This window comes from Pseudomonas sp. Root562 (genome assembly GCF_001427125.1).
GTDB lineage: Bacteria > Pseudomonadota > Gammaproteobacteria > Pseudomonadales > Pseudomonadaceae > Aquipseudomonas.
The window spans coordinates 471-23,430 of record NZ_LMGK01000006.1; the positions used below are offsets into that span (position 1 = coordinate 471).

A 22,960-nucleotide genomic window follows, 5' to 3' on the forward strand; every position below is an offset into this window, starting at 1 on the left:
TGTCTTCGGCCGTGGAACGGGGGAATTCGGCAATCGGTTGGCCATTGACTGGCGAAGTATTGGTGAAGTACTGACCTTTGACAGGCGCGACGAACTCGCCACCGATGTAGTTACCGTAGCGCGACTTGAAGGAAACAATGGCACCGGGAGTGCCTGGATGGGCGTAGATCATGATCGGGTTCTCTTGTTGTTTTTGGGTGTGACCGTCCCGGGGACGGTCACTGTCAGGAGCACAAACGGCAACGGGTCAGCAACCCTGAGGGGTTTCGCCACGAGCCAGGCGCGCATTGATGTCTTCAATGACCGCTGGCAAATCGACGATGGTGTCGATCACGTAGTGCGGGCGCGAGCCTTCGAACATTTTGATGATGCGCGCGCGTTCCTCGGCCAGCTTGTCCGAGGGCAAGTCCCTGAACTGGTCATAGGTCAGGCCCAGTGCGTTGCCGGAGCAGGTCAAGGCAACCGTCCACATGCCGGCGCTGCGGCCTTCGAGAATGCCTGGCCAGGTGTCGTCGACCTTGACGCAAGCCGCCACATCGCTGATCCCCAACGCGATTACGTTGGCCAGTGCCTGGGCCGGGTGAGGGCGGCCATTGGGCACTTCGTCAGTCGCCACGACGTGGTCGGCGACATAACCGTTCTGGCGTGCCAGCTCGACGACTTTTTCCATGACCACAGCCGGATAACCGGAGCACGAACCGATTTTCAGGCCCTTGTCGCGCAAGGCATCGATCGTACTGAGGGCACCGGGAATCAGCGCCGAGTGTAGGGCGATCTTTTCGATCTGCAAGGGCATGAAACGCTCATAAAGGGCAGTGACATCATCGTCGGTCGGCAAGCGACCGAACGCCGCGCGATAGCGTTCGGCAATCTCGGGCTCGTTGCACAGCGTGCGAATGTGATCCCATTTACCCATGCCCATGGGGCCACGGGCTTCTGCCAGAGAGACGGCTACGCCAAACTCGGCGAAGGCTTCGACAAAAATCTGCGTGGGGGCAAAGGAACCGAAATCAACGACGGTGCCCGCCCAGTCCAGAACCACGGCTTGCAGGTGGGAAGGTTGTTGGTATTGCATGATGATTGCTCCTTGGAAAGGTAAGTGAGTAGTACGAATTCAGGGTGTGGTGCTGACAATGACCGGTTGTACCGGGGTCGATACCAGCAGCGGGTTTTCCAGTGTTTTCGGCCGGCTGTTCCAGAAGGGCACCAACATCAGGCTGGCCAGCAGTGCTGCACCGGTGAACACCAGGAACACGGTGATGGTGTCGAAGTAACCCGGCAGCAGGCCGCCAAGGACCGCACCCACCGAACCACAGCCGTTGACGAAGCCCGCGGCGGAGGCAGCCCCGTCCTTGCTGCCGAAATCGATGGCCGCCGAGCCGCTGATCATCGAGTCCGGCCCGTAAAGCGTCAGGCCCATCATGAACAGCAGGCCGACCACCATGTACAGACTGCCGCTTTGCATGGCGGGAACGAACAGTCCCAGGCAGACAGTGAGGACCACCAGGCTGAGCACGCAGGCCGGTATACGGCGAGCGCCGAAGTATTTGTCCGATGCGATACCGATGAGGATGGGGCCTACCAGACCTGCCAGTTCAAACGCAGTGGGGACGATGGCCGATGCAACCTTGCCGATCTCGGGCATGCGTTCGTAAATGATCACCGGGCCCCACAGCAGAATGGCGTAGCGCGCGGGCTTGAGCATGAAGTAGGCCAGGCCGAGAATCAGGACGGTGCGATTTTTCATCACGGTCCGTAAACCGGCCCACATGCTTTCGCGGGGAACCACGACGCCGCTGACGGGTTCGATCTCGATTTCGACAGCAGGCAGTCCCACGTCTTCCGGACGGTTGCGTTGCAGGAAATAGAACAACACCGCCACCACCAGCACGACAAGGGCACTGCTGATGAACGCGATGCGCCAGTCGTGATAGGCCTGATAAGCCCACCAGCCGGCAAACGGCGTGGCGACCAGACCGCCGAAGGCGTAGCAGGTGCACCAGTAACCCAGTACACGGCCACGTTCGCCAGTGCTGAAGAAACTGCCGACGTTCTTGCACAGGCCTGACCAACCGGTGGACTGCGCAAGCCCCTGTACCAACATGCAGGAGACGAAAATCGGCAAGGTGGCGTAGGTGCCCATGAGCAGCGCCGCCAGGGCCGAGATGACCAGGCCGCTAAGTACCACGACCCTGGGCCCGAAGCGGTCAGCGAAATTGCCCCAGAGGAACTGACCCACGGCATAGGCGATCAGGTAAAGGGCGTCGAGATTGGCCATCATGGACTTTTCGAGCATGAAGTCCGGGTCTTCGCCAATACCCAGCTTGGCGACGGAGAACGCTTTGCGAGTGAAGTAGAAGGCGGCATACGCCACCCAGGTGATCAGGAAAATCTGCACGCGCCAACGCTGGAGGGATTTCCAGCCTGTTGCGAGAGGGCTTGTCGTGTTCGTCATGGTGTTCTGATCCCGTATGAGGTGCCAGACAGCGCAAATTAGGTCGGTTTTTGTTTTTGTTTTCGGTGCACAAGTCTGTCCAGACGCACGCCATCGATCCGATGGCCGTGAGAATGGCATCAGGCTTTAAACGTTATGAATGACTGTGGTCGCTGACTCCTGCCCGGCACTGCCGAGCGATTCGCCACCGAATCCATGGTTTGAAAAAGATCCCTGCCCCCAGGTGCTACCCATTGCACCTGTGCTCGAATTGGCAGAGACCTTAAAGCGCTCAGGCCGCGGGCTTCAGAATGTCTACGTCCATGGCGGCAAGACAGTCAGCGATAGCGCGAAGCAACTGGTGGACGATGTATTCGTCGATCTGGCCGATGCAGCCGATGCGGAAACTCTCGGCAACGGTCAATTTGCCGGGGTAGATGATGAACTGCCGGGCCTTGAGTTCTTCGTAGAAACGCGTGAAATCGAAGTTGGGATGTTCAGGGCTGAAGAACGTGGTGATGATCGGCGACAGCCAACGGTCTTCCAGCAGCGTCTTGAAGCCCAGTTCGCGCATGCCGGCAACGAGTACATCGCGGTTGCGGGTGTAGCGCGCCAACCGGCCGTGCACGCCACCTTCGTCGCTGTGCTGTTCCAGTGCTTTGTGGAACGCCACCACGCTGTGGGTTGGAGGTGTGAAGCGCCATTGGCCGGTGCGCTCCATGTAGGCCCATTGTTCGTAGAGATCGAGGGACAGCGAATTGGCGCGGCCTTTGGCGGCTTCCAGCACGGACCGGCGGATGATCACGAAACCGAAGCCCGGGATGCCCTCGATGCATTTGTTGGCCGAAGACACCACCACGTCGAAAGTTATGTCGTTCACCGTCAGCGGCACGGCACCGAAGGAGCTCATGGCATCGATGATCAGACTCTTGCCGTGGGCCTTCACCACATCGGCAATTTCACGCAGCGGGTTGAGGATGCCGGAGCTGGTTTCGCAATGGACCACGAAGACGTTGGTGACGTCTGGGTTGGCCTTGAGCAGGGCGTCCACTTCTTCGGGTTGGGGCGGCAGGTAATCGCCCTTGTCCAGGGTAATGAATGCGCGACCGAGGTATTCCAGGGTCTTGGTGGCGCGCTGGCCGTAGGCGCCATTCATCAGCACCAGGGCCTTGCCGTCACGGGGGATGGCGGTGGCCAAAGCGGCCTCGACCGAGTAGCTGCCGCTGCCTTGCAGTGGCACGCAGGCGAAGCTGTCATCCTCTACGCCAGCCATGCTGAGCAATTGCTGGCGAACTTGCGCGGTGACCTTATTGAAGGCACCGTCCCATGACCCCCAGTCCCGAAGCATGGCTTCCTTGGTGGCTTTCGAGGTGGTCAGCGGGCCTGGCGTCAGCAGGTAGGGTTCACCCAGGGCAGGGCTTGCCAGTGGCTGGGTTGTCGGGAATTGGGCTTTGGTCATGATCTTCTCCGGCGATGTTGTTTTTGTGGGGAGTGATGCATGGATTGATAAAAACATTTGGCAAGAAATAACTGAAATCGATTTATCACATGTCACAAACAATCTGAGCTTATAAGTTGGAGTGTATGAGGCCTGAGCAGGGTCGGCTCATCTGCCGAAGCAATTTTCAAGCAACGCAAAACCCCGCGCGGTGAATCCCGGGCGGGGTTCTTTGTGGTCAAGGATCAGCGTTTTGGGGGGCGGGACTCAGCCCTTGTCTGCCTTGCCGGCGGCTGCCGCGAATTTTGCCAGGCGCACATCGAGTCGGCGGGGAGGCCGGTTGCGGTCCTCGGCGTGTTCTTTGCGGCGAATGGCGTTACGCACCATCAATGAACCCAGGTAGCGGATCGGCTCTGGCGGGAAATACCCCAGCGGGCCCTGCACCAGCGGCGAGCGCGTCCAGGGATTGTCCAGGCCCAGCACCAGTGACGAAAGGATCTGGCCACCCATATGGCACGGTCCGACGCCGCTGCCGGAGTAACCGAAACCGTAGAAGATGTTGCCGCCCGCGCCCATGCGGCCGAAGAAAGGCAGGCCGGTGACCGAGCGATCGGAGGGGCCGTTCCAGGTGGCGGCGATACCAACATCGGCGAAGTCCGGAAAGAACTCCGTCAGCGTGTTGCGCAACAGCCCGGCGTAGGGCGAGGGCTGGTCGAAAACCGGCAGGATGCGACCGCCGTAGGCAAAGGTGTTGCCGCCTTTACCGAGCATGATCCGGCCGTCCGGGGTGTTGTGGTAGTAGTGCACGAAAATCCGCGAGTCGAGTACGGTGACCCCGCTGGTCAGACCGATCCGTTCGAGCAAGTCGGGTCGCGGCTCGGTGATGATCATGTCACTGGAGACGATCGCCACCGAACGCGAGAACTGCGCAAAGGCGCGGGCCATCCAGGCGTTCATTGCCAGCACGACGCGGTCACAGGTCACTTTGCCGTTCGGTGTATTGACGACAGCGGGCATGCCTTCTTCCAGCCCGGTCATCGGCGTGCCCTCAAAAATCCGCACGCCCCGTTCCAGAGCCACCCGGCGTAGTCCACGGACCAGTTTGCCTGGCTGCACACTGGCAGCCGCCGGCGAGAACCAGCCCTCGATGTGCCGGACCGAGCCGGCCATGCGTTGCACCTCAGGTAGCGCGCATTTGGAGAAAGAGTTGATGCCATGGCGCTCCAGCGCCGCGATGACCCCGTCGGTCGAGCCGACCTGAGCGCGGTTGGTTGCCGTGTAGAGCGTGCCGTCGAGACGGTAGTCGGCATCCACCGCATACCTTTCGCAAAAGGTACCGATGGCGTAGATGCTCTGCTCAGACTCCTTGACCAGGCGGATTGCCTCGTTGACGCCGAACAAGCGCTCAAGAGTGAAGTACTTGGCCGACCAGGACAGCGCGCAGCCGCCGTTGCGCCCGCTGGCACCGGCACCGCAGATATCGGCTTCGACAATGACCACGTCCAGTTCGGGATTCTGTTCCTTGAGCATGATGGCGGTCCACAGACCGGTATAGCCGCCGCCGACGATACAGACGTCGGCGCGGGTGTCCTGTTGCAGCGCAGGGCAGGGCGTAGCGGGTTGATTCTTCAGGGCCTGGTCCAGCCAGTAGGGGCGCATGAGGTCATTTCGTTTGGCCACGGCGAAACGTTCAGTTTCCATAGAGCTTTCCTGATGAGTACGAGGGGCGGCACTTGTGAAAAACATGCTTGCAGTTCATCGTTCATAAATAAAATCGATTTAACGTATGGACGAATAAGCTGAATCTATAGCGAGGTGCGCCGATGATTTCCCATACCCAGCTCAAGGCGTTTCACGCCGTTGCGATGAACGGCAGCTTTACCCGGGCAGCCGAACAACTCTGCCTGTCGCAACCCGCGGTATCCGACCAGGTGCGCAAGCTTGAGGATTACTACGGCGTGATGGTGTTCTATCGCGACAAGCGCCTGGTGCGCTTGACCGAAGTCGGCGAGCGGTTGTTTGGCCTGACCCAGCGCCTGTTCGATATCAGTATCGATGCCCACGACATGCTGACGGACTATCGTACGCTGTCGACGGGCACACTGAATCTGGCCGTGGATGCGCCGGTGCATGTCCTGCCCTACGTTTCACGTTTCTGCAGGCGTTACCCCGGCCTCGACGTGAAGATCGAAACCGCCAACACCGATGAGGTGTTGCAGCGGTTGTTCAGCCACCAGGCCGACATTGCCTTGCTGGGACGCAGCATCGAAGACGACCGGCTGCTGACGTTGCACCTGCGCAGCGATCCCATGCTCGCCTTCGTCGCCCATGACCATCCCTGGGCGCAACGTGACTCCATCTGCCTGGCCGACCTGGACAACACGCCCATGGTCCTGCGTGAACAGGGCTCGGTCACGCGCTTATCCCTGGAGGAGGAGATGGCCGCGGCGGGTCTGCAAATCTGCAAGGCCATCGAAGTGGAGGGGCGTGAAGCTGCGCGCGAGGCGGTGGCGATCGGCATGGGGGTCGGTGTGGTCTCCGCGGCCGAGTTGGGCTCGGATTCACGGCTTCGTGGCTTGCCGATCGCCGACTGTCAGCGGCATTTCACCGAGACATTGGTGTGCCTGCGAGCACAGAGCTCGCGGCGTATTTTGACGACCTTTCTGGACATGGTTAGAGAAGGCTTGGCCGACTGATGTTCACCGCCGCAAACTAACCCCCTTGCGGCATTACCCGGGCATTGTTGCCGGAGCCTTCGATGTAGACGTTCATGCCTTTGTTCAGGGCCGGATTGATCGGCTGGGTCACCGATACCAGCACTCCACTTTTCACCCGCACGATGATCTGTTGCGCGGCGACCGGCTGATCGTACTTTTTCTTCTCTGCATAGTTGCCGCCTACCGCACCGGCAAGGGCACCGGCAACCATCGCGACGTCGCGTCCGGTGCCACTGCCGATCAGGCTACCGATGCCGAGACCGCCGAGACCACCGAGAACGGCGCCGACGCCACTGTCGTGATTGGTCTGCATCTGGGTCAGCGATATCTGCTCGATCTTGCCCGAGCGAATTTCCATTTCACCCGCGCCGCCCTCATTCGACCCCACGGCGGAACAGCCGCTGATCAAGATCGCCGTCAATGTGACCGTCAGCCAGGACATGATTGCTTTCATTGCTGTGCTCCTCGTCATTGGTATTTGATGGCAATGCCTTTGAGTTTGCGGCCCTGAATCGTATCGATGTCGCGGCTCCACAGAGGGCCGGTCACATAGGCGGCGACGGGTTGGATCTGGTCATAAACCACTACCACTGCATCCGCGCCCAGTTTGGCGCCTTCTTCGCGCAGCTTCTGTTCGACCTGGGTGATGGGCGGCGCCGGATCGATGCTGGCATCGATCAGGATTTCGCCCAAGCGCACACTGGGGCGCGTTGGCTCGGTGCGTAATATCTGCACTTCGCTGGGCAGGGTCGGCGCGGGATGCTCGACCCCGACGTAAGCGGTGGTTTGCGCATCGACGGTGGCGCAGGCGGCTAACGCCAATGCACTGGCGATGAGCGCGGCGATGAAAAAAGATCGGTGCAAACTCGAGAATCGAAGCAATGCTTGGGAAGCCATCTCAGCCATACCTCTGTCGGGATCGTTCCAACCGTCGCCACGGGGGTGGCAAGGTACTCAAAAGCGCCAGGTCATGTTCCCGGTCACAGCTTGAATCCAGGCGCTGTCGAATTGACCGGAAATTCGATTGCCCGAAACGTTTTTGGTCTGGTCCACCGGCATGTCGCCGATCCAGATCATGGCCCAGCTGACGTTGACGTCGGTGTCCTTGTTCAGTGCATAGGTGGCGCCTGTCGCGAAGCGCCAGGATTCGGCCATCGGTACCGTCACGGTGCGCTTGTTGTCGGACACTGCGCTGCTGTCGTAAGCCACGCCGACGTTCCACAGCCATTGTGGCGTGGCCTGGTATTGCGCCCCGAGCGACAGGTGCCAGGTGTCCTTGAAGTCGGCGTCGACCGTGGTTGATTGGGCACCGAAAGCCGTGGTGTCGACCTGCACGGCGATGTCGCCGAATTTTGACCAATCCTGCCAGTTGACCGATGCGAGCAAGGCCCACTGCCGGTCGAGTTGCTGGAACAGGCTCAGGGTGACTGTCTGTGGCACGGTCACGTCGAGTTGGGTGTTCAGGCCGTTGAGGCGATCCAGTGCCGGACCGTTACCTTTCACATCCAGCCCGTCTTCGAAATCCAGATCGACTTTGCTGGTGTAGGTCAGGCCGATGCGGGTGCCGGTTTGCGGTGCGTAGATCACCCCGACATTGGCGCCGAACCCCCAATCGTTGTCCTTGTATTTGAACTGGCCGTCGCCGCGGTCGGTAAAGCCGAACGGCGAACGGTCGATGGCGGTTTGTGCCTGCAACATGCCGTACATGGCTTTTACGCCCACCCCGACCGACCACTGCTCGTTAAAGCGATAGGCCACGCTGGGCACCAGCGACAATCCACCGATGCTGGCGTTCTGCGCGAAGTAGCGTCCGGACCATTCGTTGTCGTAGTTGACCGCCAGGCCGAAGTCGGCGTACTGGCCGAAACCGACGCTCCAATGATCATCCAGTTCATGACTGATGAAAAAACTGCCGCCGGGAATCGGATCAAGGCCATTGCCGCTGCCGCTGCCAGACACATTGGTGTCGGCATCGCGATCGAAGCTCAGGTCGCCATACAGCACCTGCAAACCACCGGTGATCTGCGTGCCGGGCAGGTAGCTCAGCCCCGCCGGGTTGCTGGCAATTGTCGAAGGGCCTTGCGCGCGGGCGGCGGCACCGGCGTTGGCCAACCCGGCGTTATCGGTGCCGATTTCGTAGAGCATGATACCGCCGGCCCAGGCTTGTTGACTGCACAGGGCCAGTAACGTGAAGGCGGGCATTGCACCTGTTCTTGTTTGCATGGATTAGATCCCGGCAAGTGTGCATTTTCGAAATAAGGCTAATAGCAAATGTCGAATAACTTTAACTGCATTGAATCAGCGCGATTCGATCACTCATAAGTGTTAGTTCATATTCGTGACATTGGAAGGGGCAAGGGACGAATAAAGTTGCTCGCGCCGCATCATGAAAGTCCGATGTCTGGCTTTTCAAGTAAGGCGGACCAAGTTAGGCCATAGTTACGGTCGAGTACGAAAGCGCTTCACCCTGGGCAGGATGAAACGCTATTTCTTACAACTTACTGACGAGTACCCGGCAGGAGTTCAAACGTCGGCGTGAACGGAGTGATGGCCGACATCAACAGTTCGAAGGGTTTACGATCGCCTTCGAAAGTGGCTTTGCCGGCTGCAACAAGTTGATCGAATCCGGTTTTCCTGGCCATGACACCTTCCAGATCAGCTCGGTCGACGGTGATGGTGAGATCAGGTTTGCTGGCTTGTTGCCCCTTGATATTGGTCAGCGTCGAGTTGCTCAATTCCACGACAAATTGCTCGCCGTTATCCGGTGTCTTGAGATTGAAAGTGAAGTGCTGATCCGCCACTTTGCTGCCATCCAGGGCAATGCCCAGGTACTCCAGCCATAACTCGGTGCTCATGCCGCGGATCATGTCCGCGCCGCCGGTTTTTGGCGGCACGCCCTTGGGCATGCCATGGCGCAGTTCATACGCTGCCGAAAGGAAACTGTTGCGCACACCGGCACTTTCCTTCTGATAACCGACTTGCTCATAGACGTCCGCCAGCAGGTCCTTGGCCTTGCTGTTCTGCGGTTCGGCATACACCAGCTTGTTGAGGATTTCATACGCTTCGCGGTACTTGCCCTGATCGAACAAGGATTGTCCCTTGCTCATGATCTTGTCGGCGCCGCCCATCATTTCCACATACAGCGGGGCCGAGTCCTTGGGCGACAGTGGCATCAACGTCGCCGGATTGGCATCCCAGTAACCCAGGTAGCGGTTGATCACGGCGCGACTGTTGTGTTCTTCCGAGCCGTGGTAGCTATGGGTCGCCCAGTTGTTTTTCAGGCTTTCGGGCAATTTGTAGACGTTTTGAATCTCGTTGATGGTGACGCCCTGGTTGGCGGCATGCAGCACGGCGTTGTTCAGGTTTGCATAGGCATCGCGTTGCGCGCGCATCACATCCTGAATCCGCTCATTGCCCCAGCGTGGCCAACTGTGGGAGGCGAACATGACGTCTGCCGTTTGACCGTAGCGATACAGGGCATTGTTGATGTTCTTCGACCAGACCAGCGGGTCGCGGACAAGGGCGCCGCGCAGGGTATAGATGTTATGGATGGTGCCAGTGATGTTCTCGGCTGCCCAGAACGCCTTGAACTGTGGGAACCAGGTGTTCATCTCGGCGGGCGCTTCAGTGCCTGGCGTGCTCTGGAATTCCATCTCCACACCGTCGATGGTCAGGGTTTCGAAATCTTTGGTAATAAAGCGATTAGGTTCGATCAGGCCCATGTTGCCACTGGAAGCGTTTTTACCAATGGCCATGTCGACATGCCCATAGGGGCTGTGCGGCAACAGCAAACCATATTGCAAGAACGCCCGTCGGTTCATGGCGTTGCCGGCGTAGACGTTTTCAGCCACGGCATGCTCCATGAAACCTTGCGGCGCAATCAGCGGGATCTTGCCGCTGCGGACATCGGCCTCGTCGACCACGCCGCGGATTCCGCCAAAGTGATCGGCATGGGAGTGGGAGATCACCACCGCTACGACCGGGCGCTTGCCCAGTTTTTCGTTGATGAAGTCCAGGGCGACCCTGGCGGTTTCCTTCGACAACAGCGTGTCGAAGACAATCCAGCCGGTGTCGCCCTTGATGAACGTAATATTGGCCAGGTCAAACCCGCGCACCTGGTAAATCTTGTCCGGCACGACTTCATAGAGGCCATAGGCCGTATTGAGCACCGCCTGACGCTGCAGCGACGGATTGATGCTGTCGTAATCCTTGCCTTCATTCAGGAAGTTGTAGCTCCCCATGTTCCACGCGACGTTCCCGGCGTCGGCCATGATCTTCTTGTAGGGCGGTGCGGCGATGAAGCCTTTTTTCGCTTCTTCAAGGTCGCGCTTGTCTGCAAAGGGGAGTGTCTTGCGCACAGTGTTTTGCATGTCGACCGTGTAGGACGAAGGCGCCTTGCCCTTGCTGTCGAAGTGCACGTTTTGCGATGGAGCCGGATCGGAAGCTGCGCCGTTTGCATCGGCAGCGAAAACGCAAGGGCTGATGCCACCGCCAAGTGTGATCGCCAGTGCCAGATGGAGGGTCTTGTTGTACATGAAAGGTTCCTGCGCCAGATGAAGTGTTCAAGGGCGTCAAGGCAACGCGAGTGTTCTGCGTTGTCAGCTTGACCAGCCGAACCATGAATAGCATATTCATTTGATTCCAAAAAATTCCTGTTTAACGCGTTTCGATAGCATAAAGGTTATGAGATGACGCCCACCCGTTTACGCCAGTTTCTGGCATTGATCGAACACGCCCACTTTGGCCGCGCGGCAAAGGCGCTGGGTGTTTCTCAGCCGGCGTTGAGCAAAAGCATTCAGTTGCTTGAGCGCGAACTGGGCGTCACGTTGTTCGATCGTCGCAGCGATGGCGTGGCATTGACCGCATTTGGTCATTTGCTGCGGGAGAAGAGCCAGCGCTTGTTGGTGGCTGAGCAGGATCTGCGGCGCGACATCGCCTTGCTCGCGGGCGGGGACATCGGCGCGCTGAAAGTCGCTTTTGGCCCTTACCCCAGCGTCATCAGCGGCTATGCCGCCATTGCGCGGATGCATGCCCGCCATCCGCAAATCAAAGTGACGGCCCATGTCGCCGGGTGGCGCGAGGTGGCGCATCAAGTGCTGACAGGCGTGGTCGACCTGGGCATCGCTGAAATCAGTACGCTGCAAGGCCGGGAAGAACTCACCTGTCAATTGTTGGGCGAGCACGAGGGCCGGCTGTTTTGTCGCCCCGATCATCCGCTGCTGGCACAAAACCGCCGCGTGACCCTTGCGCAAACGCTCGATTACCCGTGGGTGGCATCGCGCATTCCCTTGCGATTGGCGACCCACTTGCTTCCGGCAACCCTCGGTTGTGCGGGTGCCTATGATGCGCTGACCGGGGACTTCGTTCCGGCAATCGAAATTGATGTGCCCATGCAAATCGTCCAATTCGTCGAGCACAGCAATGCCCTGACGCTGGGGAATCTGTCGACGTTCGAGCGCGAACTCAACGCAGGCGAAATCGTGCCGTTACCGGTTCAAGACCTCGCACTGCGTACGCGCTACGGCTTTATTCATCTCAAGGAGCGCTCGCTGCCGCCTGCGGTGGAGGTGTACATGAACGAAGTCAGGGAAGTGGAGGCCGATGTTCGTCAGCGTGAAAGTCTGTTGATCAAGATCATGGAGGCGTGAGTCCGAATGCCCGTCGCAGAGCCTTCGCTTGAGAGTGGCGGTCGCTACCTGCGATTCTTCCATTTTCCGTCCGGGGCAGTGAGTGACGGAAGTTAAGTTTCACGACGCGGATCTATTGAGAACCGCCCATTTATTTATGAGCTATACCCAATGTTCCCCCCATGCACTTCTTCCACTTTTGGAGGTTGTTTATGAATATTCGCAGCGTCCCGTTAGCGCTTCTCGTGGCAAGTCTGTTCGGTTGCAGTACCGCTTCAAACCACTCCATGAATTTGCCTCTGGCGGCCACCCACGCCAATGTCGGACATACCGGCAACGCCACGTTGACCCCCGAGGGCAATCAAACCAACTTCGATTTCTTCATCTCGGGTGTTCCGGACGGAACGATTCTGCCACCGCGCATTTACACCTTCATCAATAAAGGCAGTTGCCAGAAACCCGGGCCAGTGGCTTACGCGATGAACGATAAGGTCAATACAAAAGACGAAGCCGGGTCCAACGGTTGGAGTTTTTACCGTAATGCGCCTATTGCAACATCAGAGTTGCTGTCCGGGCAGTATTCCGTCGTCGTACGAACTTCACCCGAGGACGGCAACGTCGATATCTTTTGCGGCGATGTCGCCCAGGCAAAGCGGTGAAATGACCTGAACCCTGACGCGCCTTTGCGGCCGGCACTTGGTAAATGCGCGTCTATACTCACTCTCCTGTTAGTGGCAGGGGCTGAATTGGGTATGTACAAGGCAAGAGCCACAAGCCATTACGGTCAAAGCTCAATTTATTAAGAGTCCCACACGAAAGGCGGATGACCGTCGGTACAGGGATTGGGGTAGTTGCAGTTTTTGAGCCTTGAGAGATGAGAGCACGACGTATCCGAGACGGGTAGTTCTGTGAATCAACTGCGAGAGGATCAAATTCATGAAGCTCAGAAAACTTGTACTGACGGGATTGGCGTTGAGCAGTCTGGCAGCAGGCGCCAGCCTGTCGACAGTGATTCAAGCTGCCGATCAGAAACCCAATATCGTATTCATCATGGCCGACGACATCGGCTGGATGCAGCCGAGCATCTATCACCAGGGTCTGGCGGTCGGTGAGACGCCGAACATCGATCGCATCGCCCAGGAAGGTGCGAAGTTCATGACCTACTATGCCGAGCAGAGTTGTACGGCAGGACGTAACGCTTTCTTTACCGGGATGCACCCGCTGCGCACCGGTATGATTCCACCGCAACTGCCCGGCAGTCCGTCCTGGCTGCGGCCAGGCACACCTGCACTGTCGAAGTTTTTGCTGGACCTGGGCTATACAACCGGTGAGTTCGGCAAGAATCACCTCGGTGATAACTTCGAAGCACTGCCCACATCCCATGGTTTCCAGGAGTTCTGGGGTTATCTCTATCACCTCGACGCGATGCAGGGCGTAAGTTTTGTCGACATCAACAAGACGCCGCAAGTGCAGGGCATCGCACCACCGTGCAAGGCCACACCGATCAATGGGCTGCCGGACGTGCCTGGCGCGATCGATCCGCGGGAAGGCACCTGCCTGACGCCACCTCGTCCGGTCATGTCTTGCGTTTCCAGTGATGGTACGCAGAAGAACACCACGTGCAAGGACGAAGGTCCGCTGACGCTGGAACGCTCGAAGTCCGTGGATGAAGAAATCTCCGCCAAGGTCATCGACTTCCTCGACCGCAACGATCCGAAGAAAACCAACAAACCTTTCTTCGTCTGGTACAACCCGGCGCGCATGCACATCACCACGGTGCTGCCACCCAAGTACGACGCCATGGTCGGTGAGCCCGGTGGAAAAGACTGGGGCACCAACGAAGCCGGCATGAAGCAACTCGATGACAACATTGGGTATGTCCTGAAGAAACTCGAGGACATGGGCCAGTTGGACAACACCATTGTCGTCTTCACCACCGATAACGGTGCGGAAACCATTACCTTTCCGGACGGCGGCACAACCCCGTTCAAGGGCGGCAAGTTGACCACCTGGGAAGGAGGCATGCGCGCGCCACTGGTCATCCGCTGGCCCGGAAAGATCAAACCTGGCACCGTCCTGACTGACATCTTTGCCTCGCTCGACTGGGTACCGACGCTGGTCAATATCGCTGGCGGCAAGAAGGGCAATGAACTCAACGAGCAAATCATGGCGGGCAGCTACCCGGGCATAGTCAAGACCAAGCTCGATGGGGTGGACCAGACAGACTACCTGACGGGGAAAACCGACAAATCGGCGCGCGATACATTCTTCTACTACACCGGCTCGCAACCTTCGGCGGTGCGCTACAAGAACTGGAAGATGTACTACACCATGGTGCCGGATACCGCGACAGGCGGTTTGTATGGCGCGACCACGTTCCACTGGACCCAACTGCTCAACCTCAAGCGCGACCCGTTTGAAACAACGGTCGGCGCTGACGCGAAGTCCATAACCGGTTATGGCGGCGCCTTGGGCTCCCCTGGCAATGCCTATGTCTACAACTGGAACATGTTGCCGATCGGGCAGTTGCTCTGGGAGAAGGAACTCATGTCATACAAAGACTTCCCGCCCATGCAGGCGCCGGAAACCTACAACCTGGACGGCATTCTCAAGGCCATGAAGCAGAAGGGTCATAACGGACACGATTAACGCCGTGATCAGTCAGTTGCCATAAACGACGGGCGCCTCTTACAGGCGCCCGTTTTTTTCAGCCAGGAACGACACCGTTCACCGAGCCGCTTGTGCGATATCCCCGCAAAAAAGATCGACGCTGCCATCCTTGCGAAATCCACGTATGAGCAAAATGCCTCCCGCTGAGCTGAAAAAATCGCACTAGACTCCTTCGTGCGCCTTGAATCGTACGGGCTCATGCAACAAGGGGGGATGATTCTGTATGCAGTACCTGGGCTAATTACACGGTGGTCAATGCACCATGGACCCATGCAGTTGTGCACTTATCACCGGCCAACATTGTGAAACTACGAGGTTGCTGGAATGGATAAGCTATCGAATCGTTTCAAGTTGTCTGTCGTGTTTGTTGCACTGTTGTCATTGAACGGGCTTGCCCACGCTGCTCAAACGGAAAAAACCAATATCCTGTTCATCGTTTCCGATGACACTGGCTACGGCGATCTGGGGCCGTACGGAGGTGGGATTGGACGCGGCATGCCCACGCCGAAAATCGATGAGTTGGCGGCAGAAGGTGTGACCTTTTACTCCTTCTATGCGCAGCCGAGTTGCACACCCGGCCGGGCGGCCATGCAAACCGGGCGCATCCCCAATCGCAGCGGCATGACCACCGTGGCGTTTCAAGGGCAGGGCGGTGGCTTGCCAGCCGCCGAATGGACGCTGGCATCCGTGTTGAAAACCGGCGGCTATGACACCTACTTCACCGGCAAATGGCACTTGGGCGAAGCCGACTACGCACTGCCCAATGCCCAGGGCTATGACGTGATGAAGTACGTCGGCCTGTACCATCTCAATGCCTATACCTACGCCGACCCCACGTGGTTCCCCGACATGGATCCGGAGACCCGTGAGATGTTCCAGAAGGTGACCAAAGGCGCGCTGTCCGGCAAGGCCGGCGAAAAAGCGGTAGAGGAATTCAAGGTCAATGGCCAATACGTGGACACGCCGGTGGTCGACGGTAAACCCGGCGTGGTCGGCATTCCGTTCTTTGATAACTACGTCGAAAAAGCTGCCCTTGAGTTTCTCGACACGGCGGCCAAATCCGACAAGCCGTTCTTCATCAACGTCAACTTCATGAAAGTGCATCAACCGAACTTGCCGGCACCGGAATTCGTTCATAAGTCGATGTCCAAATCCAAGTATGCCGATTCGGTTGTCGAACTCGATACCCATATTGGCCGCATCATGGACAAGCTCAAGGCGCTGGGCCTGGATAAGAACACGCTGGTGGTTTACACCACTGACAACGGGGCCTGGCAGGACGTTTACCCGGATGCTGGCTACACGCCGTTCCGCGGCACCAAGGGCACCGTGCGTGAGGGTGGGAACCGCGTACCGGCGATTGCCGTCTGGCCAGACAAGATCAAGCCGAACACGAAAAATCACGAGATCCTCGGCGGCCTGGATTTGATGGCGACGTTCGCCGCTGTGGCCGGTGTGAAACTGCCAGAGAAAGATCGCGAGGGTCAGCCGACCATCTTCGACAGCTACGACATGACGCCAGTACTCACCGGCAGTGCACCTTCGCCGCGCAAGGAGTGGTTCTACTTTACCGAGAATGAACTGTCCCCAGGCGCGGCGCGTGTCGGCAACTACAAAGCGGTATTCAACCTGCGAGGCGACGATGGCGCACAAACAGGGGGGCTGGCCGTGGACTCGAACCTGGGCTGGAAAGGCGCACAAAAATACGTAGCCACCGTGCCGCAGGTGTTTGACTTGTGGCAAGACCCGCAAGAGCGCTATGACCTGTTCATGAACAACTTTACCGAGCGGACCTGGACCATGGTGCCGATCTCGGCAGCGATTATGAAACTGATGAAAACCTACGTTGAATACCCACCACGCAAGTTGCAAAGCATGGGTTACGACGGGCCGATGGAATTGTCGCAGTACCAGAAATTCCAATACGTGCGTGATGCGCTGAAGAAAGAAGGGATCAACTTGTCGCTGCCAAACGGCAATTGATTAAACCTGCAGCAAAAGTGGCGATCTCATCCGAGATCGCCACGGGCGGCCAGTGCCGCGGATTGGTAATCACAGGTCGAGTCAAAAGCTACGCGGCTGTTTCACAATTTGCCTGCTCACTCATCTTCCCGCTCGCCAAAGCATTGAAGAAGGGCTGTGTAATCTGGATAAAAGGCGTCCTGGTCCGGCGTAATCAACGCTTTATCCTTTCCTTCCTCATCTCCCCTGATCGGGTTGCCAAGTACCGTACTGACTTGGGTCAGGCCTACCATCACGGCGTTCAGGTTGGCAGAAAATTTTCTTACACGCATTTTTGTTTTTCTCCACAGGACTGAAGACTGCAGGTCAGTAGTTCGCTGACTCTGCATGCCTTCGAATAACGGGGGTTGCTCTGTGAAGAAGATATTATTGACGGTGTGGCTTCCGATCTTGCATTGGGCGACAGCATTTTTTCATTTCATGACAGGTCTTTACCGCTGGTCCGGGCTTTTGAACAGCGTAATAGCGGCTCGCAAGTCGCGAGTCGATTCTCAGTTGATATCTGCGACGCAACTGTGATGCACCCGGCAAATGCACCTGCGCTCTCGGATGTTGTTCTTGTAGGACAACGAAACAACCGCCGTCCGGCCGTCCACATTAAAAGAAATCAATTTCGTAGCCGAATCGTGAGGCGGCGTTGACGATGTGCTGCCCCATGATCTGGCGTGCCGCCGCCGCATTGCGGTCGGTCATCGCCTGCACAAGGTCTTCATGCTCACCGCGTGCCGCATGCGGAATATTGCTGAACACCGGGCCGCGCCGTGCGAAGTTCATGGTGATCAGAGCCCGCATCGGCTCGAGCACGGTACGAATCATCGTCTCCAGATAGTCGTTGCCCGATGCTGCGGCCACAGCTCGATGGAAGTCGAGGTCGGCATTGACCGTCTCCAGCGTCGGTTCGCCTTCATATTGCATCCGCAGAACGGCAGCCTGGATCGTTTTCAGCTTGTGTGGGGTCATGTGCGACGCCGCGAGTGCAGCAGCCTGGCTTTCCAGTACGGCGCGCACTTCGAACATATTGCGGATCGTATTATCGCCGTCCAGCAACGGCGCGCGCTCGCGCTGAGGTGAAGGCTGCGGCGAGTGCGCCGCGGCCGAGACGAAGACGCCAACGCCCTGGCGCGACTGGATCAGCCCTTGAGCACGAAGCGTCGCGATCCCTTCGCGAACGACATTCCTGCTGACGCCGAAGTTCTGCGAGAGAAATTGTTCCGTCGGCAAACGGTCTCCCGGCCGCAGGCGCCCAGAAGCGATCTCGTCGCTCAACGAGCGGGCAATGTGCTCGGCAAGATGAGGTCGCCGCGCGACGGGTTGCACATTCATTTCACTCATGCTCATTCATCCCTTTCACTTGTCTTCTTAATCTACATGAGAAGACTTGTTCCAGACAGTAACAACTGAAATACGCCAACGACATCAATCATTAAACTCAATTAAAACAATAAGTTAAGGTGTTTTTTGTGAGTGCGTGTGAAAAAGCGATAGTTGTTCAGTTGAGGGACAACAGGACGTCATATACGTTGTTCTCAACCCTGACGCGGACGAACTCCGAAACTCGCCGCGCCACTCTTGCAACCTGCCCGAGGCGCAGCCTTATGAAAATTGCCAGCATTGAAACCATTCCGCTTCGAATTCCCTTCACCACGGGGGGCAAATCGGCCGGGGGCGTATGGGGCCCGAAAGATCTTCAGATGGTCGATTCCCTCGTGGTTAAGGTCACCACGGATGACGGTATCGTCGGCTGGGGTGAAACCTTCGGCTTCACCGCAATACCAGCAGTGAAAATCGTGATCGACACAATCCTCGCGCCTGAGCTGATCGGCGCGGATGTCACGCGACGCGAGAAATTGCAGGGCGACTTGCAGAGGAAGTTTCACGTCTTCGGTCGCAGTGGTGCGTTCATTTATGGCTTGTCGGCGATTGATATCGCCTTGTGGGATATCGCCGGCAAAGCGGCCGGTCAACCGGTTTTCCAACTGCTGGGGGGCAGCGAGGCCACTTCGCTGGCGGCGTACGCAAGCTTGATCCGCTATGCCGACCCTGAGCTGATCAGGATCAATGTGCAGCGTGCGGTGAACAGCGGTTTCCGTCATCTGAAATTGCATGAGGTGGATGCCGATGTCATCCGCGCCGCATGCGAAGCCGCAGGCCCCGGTGTGGAAGTGACCCTCGACGTGAACGCCCCGTGGTCGGTGCGCGAAGCGCTCGATATGACCGAGAAACTTCGCCCGTTGAACCTGCGCTGGATCGAAGAACCGGTGTGGCCGCCGGAAGATTATTCGGGGCTGGCGAGGGTTCGTCAGCACGGCGGCATCCCGGTTGCGGCCGGTGAGAATGCTTCGACGCTGATGGACTTCCAGCATCTGCTGGAGGCTGGCGCGGTCGACTTCATTCAGCCGAGCCCGGCAAAAATGGGTGGCATCACCGAACTGCAAAAAGTTTATGCGCTGGCCAATGCCCACGGCGTCACGGTAATGGTCCACGCCTTCTATGACGGCCCCGGCCTGCTGGCCGCCGTGCATGGCAGTGCCGCTCTCGGCGGTGCGAAGTCACTGGTCGAATGGCGTTACTTCGATCTCGAAGCGCAACTCTATGGCGACGCCATTATTCCGCGTAACGGCCGCATCGACGTGCCGCAGGGGCCGGGGCTCGGAATCGAACCGGACCAGGACGTCATCCGCGACTATCGCTTCAAACCCTGATCGCAAGGACCGCCGGGTCATTGCCACGATGGATCGACGCCCATACGGCTGTAGCCGTGTCGGCCTCGATCAGTCACGACGACATTCTTGATAAAAACAAATACGAGGATTGAGCACATGTTAGACAGAATCGTAGGGCCGATTTTGCCCGTCGCCTTTGTGATCGCGCTCGGCTATATCGCCGGCAAGCGTGGGCGGCTTACCCATTCGGACAGCCTGCTGATCAGCCGGCTGGTGCTGGGCTGGATATTCCCGGCGCTGCTGTTTGTCGGGATGGCGAGCACGCCTCGTGAACAGCTGTTCGACTTCAAATTTGTCGTGGCGACGTTTATCGGCATCATGGGCATGTACACCATAGCGCTGGCGATCGGCTGGTTCACCACGCGCAACCTCAAGGTTGCAACGCTCAAGGGCTTCGTCAACGGTTATCCGGATGCAGCGTTCATGGGCATTCCCATCCTCGCGACGATGTACGGCGCCGGGAGCATTTATTCAGTGCTCGTGCTGAACCTGGTTGCGAGCCTGGTAATGATCCCGCTGACCACCATGCTGCTCACCATCGCCGATGGAAAAGGCAGCGGCACCCAGGCGTTCGTATCGAGCCTCTCGGGAGCGGTACGCCGTCCGCTGATGTGGGCGCCAGCCCTTGGCATCCTGATCTCGCTGCTGCAGTTCAAACTGCCGCCAATTGCTGCGGAGTCACTCAATCTGCTCGGCAAGGCGACGCCTGGGGTGTCACTGCTGTGCCTGGGACTGATCATGTCCTCCGAAAAACTGAAGATGTCGGGTGAAGTCTGGGGCAATCTTGGGCTCAAACTGCTCATTCACCCGGTGTTGATGTTCGCTGCCACTGTGATGCTGGGCACCCATGGGCTCTACGCCCAACAGATGATCCTGCTCTGCGCGCTTCCGTCGGCGACGATCCCGGCGATGTTCGCCAACCAGACCGGCGCCTATCAGAGTGAAGCCGCGACTTCCATCCTGGTCAGTACGGTGCTGTCGATCGTGACGTTTTCTTTCGCCATCTACCTGATTGATGGTGGGCTGGCCGCAACCTGATTTGGGTGCTGGGCCGATACACCGACTCGCGAGAACACCAGCCAGACAAAAAGCAGCACGCTGCAGCCAATCAGCACCGAGGCGATGGCAATCAACGGCTCCACTGCGGCGAAGCCCTTGAGGCGCAGGGTCAATGCGCCGAGCATGACCGGCACGCCGACGTTGTAGGTCCACAATTGCGCTGCAGCAATGCGTCCTTCAGTCATTGAGGGGTGCATTGCACCGATGAGCCCGAACAGGGCCATTGACACCCATCCCAACAAATTGACATGGGCATGTACCGCGAAGAGCGAGTGGTCGCCGGTTGCGCCCATTGTCACACCCATCAACACGCCAAAGGCAAAATAGAGAGCAGCCAGCCGAAACCAGGTCCGCGAACGGGGATTGAAATTCATGACACTCACCTCATGCGCGCCTGAGGCGCGCTCAGTTGCCGGATATCGATGTGAAGTCGTTCTGCCCGGCGCAGCGGTCGTGCCGTGCTCGGGGTTGTTGGCATATCCCGTGCCGTGCGCCTATTATGAGACTAAAGTCTCATGAATAGACGGAGTATCATTTATTCCATGCCGAAACCGAAGTCAAGCCCGTCCGTCAGCAACATCGATTCCCAAGGCCGCGCCAACCAGAAACACCGCACGCGCCAAGCGCTGATCGATGCCGCCATTGCCATGCGCGACGAGGGCCATAACCCGACAGTCGCACAGGTGGCCGAGCGCGCAATGGTCTCGCGCGCCACGGCCTATCGCTATTTTCCTTCCATGGAGGCCCTGATCAGTGAGACCGCGGCCGATCGTGAGATGAAGCCGCTGGAGCATTTCTGGCAGCCGGGAGACGATCCGGTGAAGGCCGTCGGGCTTGCGGCGATCGCGTTGAACAAACTGTTGATCGAGGACGAAATCGGCCTGCACGTGATGGAGCGTTCTTTCATGACCGTGTGGCTGGAAAGTGAGACGCACGAGCCGTTAAGGCCGGGCCGGCGGATGAGCTACATCGAGCCGATCGTCGACTCACTCAAGGACACGCTTTCACCCCGGGCACGCAAACGACTGAAGCAGGCGCTGTCGATCGTCATGGGTACCGAGGCGATGATTGCCGTGCGTGATATCAGCGGTGCAAGCATCGACGAATCACTCGACTGCGCCGCTTGGGCAGCGAGGGCGCTGGTGCGTCAGGCGCTGGTGGAAGGCGAGCAGGCGCGACAAAAGCGCAGGGCCGATCCTGCGATCAGGCCTGAATCCTCAATCGTCAAAGGCCGTGGGTAGTCTTGAAGGCGCCAATGCGCTGATTGTTGCCAGTTCGCCTATGCTCATATTCCGCCTGGCAAAACCATTGACCTTGAAGTTGACTTCAAACCTGTGATTGGGCGGCGAAGCAGTGCAGATGCAACAGGACACGATGCCGATCGTGACCTCCATTTCATACAGGAGATGCGAGCATGGGTTATGTGACGACGCAGGACGGTGTTGAGATCTTTTACAAAGACTGGGGGCCACGTGATGCCCAGGTGCTGTTCTTTCATCACGGATGGCCACTCAGTGCGGATGACTGGGATGCGCAGATGCTGTTTTTCCTGGCAAACGGCTACCGGGTCATTGCACACGACCGGCGCGGCCACGGGCGCTCCACACAGGTCTGGGACGGGCACGATATGGATCACTATGCCGACGATGTCGCGGCCGTGGTCGACCATCTTGGGGTGCAAGGCGCTGTCCATGTAGGACACTCCACCGGCGGTGGCGAAGTCATCCACTACATCGCGCGCCATGGCGAAGACCGTGTGTCGAAGGCCGCAATCATCGGCGCCGTACCACCGTTGATGGTTCAGACCCCAGGCAATCCTGGAGGCTTGCCGAAGTCGGTTTTCGATGACTTGCAGGCGCAACTGACCGCCAATCGCGCGCAGTTCTACCATGACGTTCCAGCAGGACCTTTCTACGGTTACAACCGCCCGGGTGCAACACCGTCCGAGGGCATCATTCGCAACTGGTGGCGCCAAGGCATGATGGGCTGTGCGAAGGCGCATTACGACGGAATCGTAGCCTTCTCCCAGACCGACTTTACCGACGATCTCAAGAGCATCACGATACCGGTGCTGGTGATGCACGGTGATGACGACCAGATCGTGCCCTACGAAAACTCCGGGCTCCTGTCGGCCAAACTATTGCAGAACAGCACCCTGAAAATTTACTCGGGCTACCCGCACGGAATGCCTACCACCCACGCCGATGCAATCAATGCTGATTTGCTGGCGTTCGTAAAAGGCTAGGCGAAGGGCGGGGCGGGTGGAAAAC

The 22,960-nt window shown here is 58.2% G+C and carries 20 protein-coding genes and 1 pseudogene; 9 read left to right on the forward strand and 12 right to left on the reverse strand.

The window, feature by feature from the left end; all coding sequences use genetic code 11:
• The 5 genes and pseudogenes from ASD60_RS29340 to ASD60_RS07020 form a co-directional block, all read right to left on the reverse strand.
• Positions 1 to 172: pseudogene (locus ASD60_RS29340) on the reverse strand (aldehyde dehydrogenase family protein); the annotation flags it as partial.
• Positions 173 to 247: 75 nt separating this feature from the next.
• Positions 248 to 1,075, reverse strand: coding sequence for a phosphonoacetaldehyde hydrolase (phnX, locus tag ASD60_RS07005; protein ID WP_056853302.1), 828 nt, complete (start codon positions 1,073 to 1,075; stop codon positions 248 to 250).
• 39 nt (positions 1,076 to 1,114) lie between these two features.
• Complete coding sequence (locus ASD60_RS07010; RefSeq protein WP_056853303.1) at positions 1,115 to 2,455, reverse strand: MFS transporter; 1,341 nt, start codon at positions 2,453 to 2,455, stop codon at positions 1,115 to 1,117.
• 271 nt (positions 2,456 to 2,726) lie between these two features.
• Positions 2,727 to 3,893 (reverse strand): 2-aminoethylphosphonate--pyruvate transaminase, encoded by a 1,167-nt coding sequence (locus tag ASD60_RS07015; protein ID WP_056853304.1) that lies wholly within the window; start codon positions 3,891 to 3,893, stop codon positions 2,727 to 2,729.
• Between the two features lie 246 nt (positions 3,894 to 4,139).
• Complete coding sequence (locus ASD60_RS07020; RefSeq protein WP_056853502.1) at positions 4,140 to 5,531, reverse strand: FAD-dependent oxidoreductase; 1,392 nt, start codon at positions 5,529 to 5,531, stop codon at positions 4,140 to 4,142.
• A gap of 164 nt (positions 5,532 to 5,695) precedes the next feature.
• Here ASD60_RS07020 and ASD60_RS07025 point away from each other — a divergent pair, with 164 nt between their 5' ends.
• Positions 5,696 to 6,568, forward strand: coding sequence for a LysR substrate-binding domain-containing protein (locus ASD60_RS07025; RefSeq protein ID WP_056853305.1), 873 nt, complete (start codon positions 5,696 to 5,698; stop codon positions 6,566 to 6,568).
• Between the two features lie 16 nt (positions 6,569 to 6,584).
• On the opposite strand, the gene ASD60_RS07030 is transcribed toward ASD60_RS07025, so the two are convergent.
• The 4 genes from ASD60_RS07030 to ASD60_RS07045 all read right to left on the reverse strand — a co-directional run bounded on the left by ASD60_RS07030 (position 6,585) and on the right by ASD60_RS07045 (position 11,124).
• Complete coding sequence (locus ASD60_RS07030) at positions 6,585 to 7,043, reverse strand: glycine zipper 2TM domain-containing protein (protein WP_056853306.1); 459 nt, start codon at positions 7,041 to 7,043, stop codon at positions 6,585 to 6,587.
• A 14-nt stretch (positions 7,044 to 7,057) separates the two neighbouring features.
• On the reverse strand, positions 7,058 to 7,486 hold the full coding sequence (locus tag ASD60_RS07035) for a hypothetical protein (protein WP_056853503.1): 429 nt from the start codon (positions 7,484 to 7,486) through the stop codon (positions 7,058 to 7,060).
• A gap of 57 nt (positions 7,487 to 7,543) precedes the next feature.
• A complete protein-coding gene (locus ASD60_RS07040; RefSeq protein ID WP_056853307.1) occupies positions 7,544 to 8,812 on the reverse strand; it encodes an OmpP1/FadL family transporter in 1,269 nt (422 codons plus the stop codon).
• A 275-nt stretch (positions 8,813 to 9,087) separates the two neighbouring features.
• Positions 9,088 to 11,124: an alkyl/aryl-sulfatase gene (locus ASD60_RS07045; protein ID WP_056853308.1), complete on the reverse strand. Its 2,037-nt coding sequence runs from the start codon at positions 11,122 to 11,124 to the stop codon at positions 9,088 to 9,090.
• A 153-nt stretch (positions 11,125 to 11,277) separates the two neighbouring features.
• Here ASD60_RS07045 and ASD60_RS07050 point away from each other — a divergent pair, with 153 nt between their 5' ends.
• The 4 genes from ASD60_RS07050 to ASD60_RS07065 all read left to right on the forward strand — a co-directional run bounded on the left by ASD60_RS07050 (position 11,278) and on the right by ASD60_RS07065 (position 16,869).
• Positions 11,278 to 12,237: a LysR family transcriptional regulator gene (locus ASD60_RS07050; RefSeq protein WP_056853309.1), complete on the forward strand. Its 960-nt coding sequence runs from the start codon at positions 11,278 to 11,280 to the stop codon at positions 12,235 to 12,237.
• A 191-nt stretch (positions 12,238 to 12,428) separates the two neighbouring features.
• A complete protein-coding gene (locus tag ASD60_RS07055; RefSeq protein ID WP_056853310.1) occupies positions 12,429 to 12,875 on the forward strand; it encodes a hypothetical protein in 447 nt (148 codons plus the stop codon).
• A 277-nt stretch (positions 12,876 to 13,152) separates the two neighbouring features.
• The gene (locus ASD60_RS07060) at positions 13,153 to 14,865 is read left to right on the forward strand and encodes an arylsulfatase (protein ID WP_056853311.1); all 1,713 of its coding nucleotides are present in this window, start codon (positions 13,153 to 13,155) and stop codon (positions 14,863 to 14,865) included.
• A 345-nt stretch (positions 14,866 to 15,210) separates the two neighbouring features.
• A complete protein-coding gene (locus ASD60_RS07065) occupies positions 15,211 to 16,869 on the forward strand; it encodes an arylsulfatase (RefSeq protein WP_056853312.1) in 1,659 nt (552 codons plus the stop codon).
• A gap of 116 nt (positions 16,870 to 16,985) precedes the next feature.
• On the opposite strand, the gene ASD60_RS07070 is transcribed toward ASD60_RS07065, so the two are convergent.
• Positions 16,986 to 17,180, reverse strand: a complete 195-nt coding sequence (locus ASD60_RS07070; RefSeq protein ID WP_056853313.1) for a hypothetical protein — start codon at positions 17,178 to 17,180, stop codon at positions 16,986 to 16,988.
• 325 nt (positions 17,181 to 17,505) lie between these two features.
• A complete protein-coding gene (locus ASD60_RS07075) occupies positions 17,506 to 18,240 on the reverse strand; it encodes a FadR/GntR family transcriptional regulator (RefSeq protein WP_056853314.1) in 735 nt (244 codons plus the stop codon).
• Between the two features lie 359 nt (positions 18,241 to 18,599).
• On the opposite strand from ASD60_RS07075, the gene ASD60_RS07080 reads away from it, so the two are divergent.
• On the forward strand, positions 18,600 to 19,610 hold the full coding sequence (locus ASD60_RS07080; protein ID WP_201783974.1) for a mandelate racemase/muconate lactonizing enzyme family protein: 1,011 nt from the start codon (positions 18,600 to 18,602) through the stop codon (positions 19,608 to 19,610).
• Positions 19,611 to 19,727: 117 nt separating this feature from the next.
• A complete protein-coding gene (locus ASD60_RS07085) occupies positions 19,728 to 20,669 on the forward strand; it encodes an AEC family transporter (RefSeq protein WP_056853316.1) in 942 nt (313 codons plus the stop codon).
• On the opposite strand, the gene ASD60_RS07090 is transcribed toward ASD60_RS07085, so the two are convergent.
• Entirely contained in the window at positions 20,636 to 21,064 is a 429-nt protein-coding gene (locus tag ASD60_RS07090) for a hypothetical protein (protein WP_056853317.1), read from the reverse strand. The two genes, ASD60_RS07085 and ASD60_RS07090, sit on opposite strands and share 34 nt — an antisense overlap.
• A gap of 168 nt (positions 21,065 to 21,232) precedes the next feature.
• Between ASD60_RS07090 and ASD60_RS07095 the strand changes: the two genes are divergently transcribed.
• Together ASD60_RS07095 and ASD60_RS07100 are read left to right on the forward strand one after the other, a co-directional pair.
• A complete protein-coding gene (locus tag ASD60_RS07095) occupies positions 21,233 to 21,931 on the forward strand; it encodes a TetR/AcrR family transcriptional regulator (RefSeq protein WP_056853318.1) in 699 nt (232 codons plus the stop codon).
• Between the two features lie 173 nt (positions 21,932 to 22,104).
• A complete protein-coding gene (locus ASD60_RS07100) occupies positions 22,105 to 22,935 on the forward strand; it encodes an alpha/beta fold hydrolase (RefSeq protein ID WP_056853319.1) in 831 nt (276 codons plus the stop codon).
• The last annotated feature ends 25 nt before the right edge of the window (positions 22,936 to 22,960 follow it).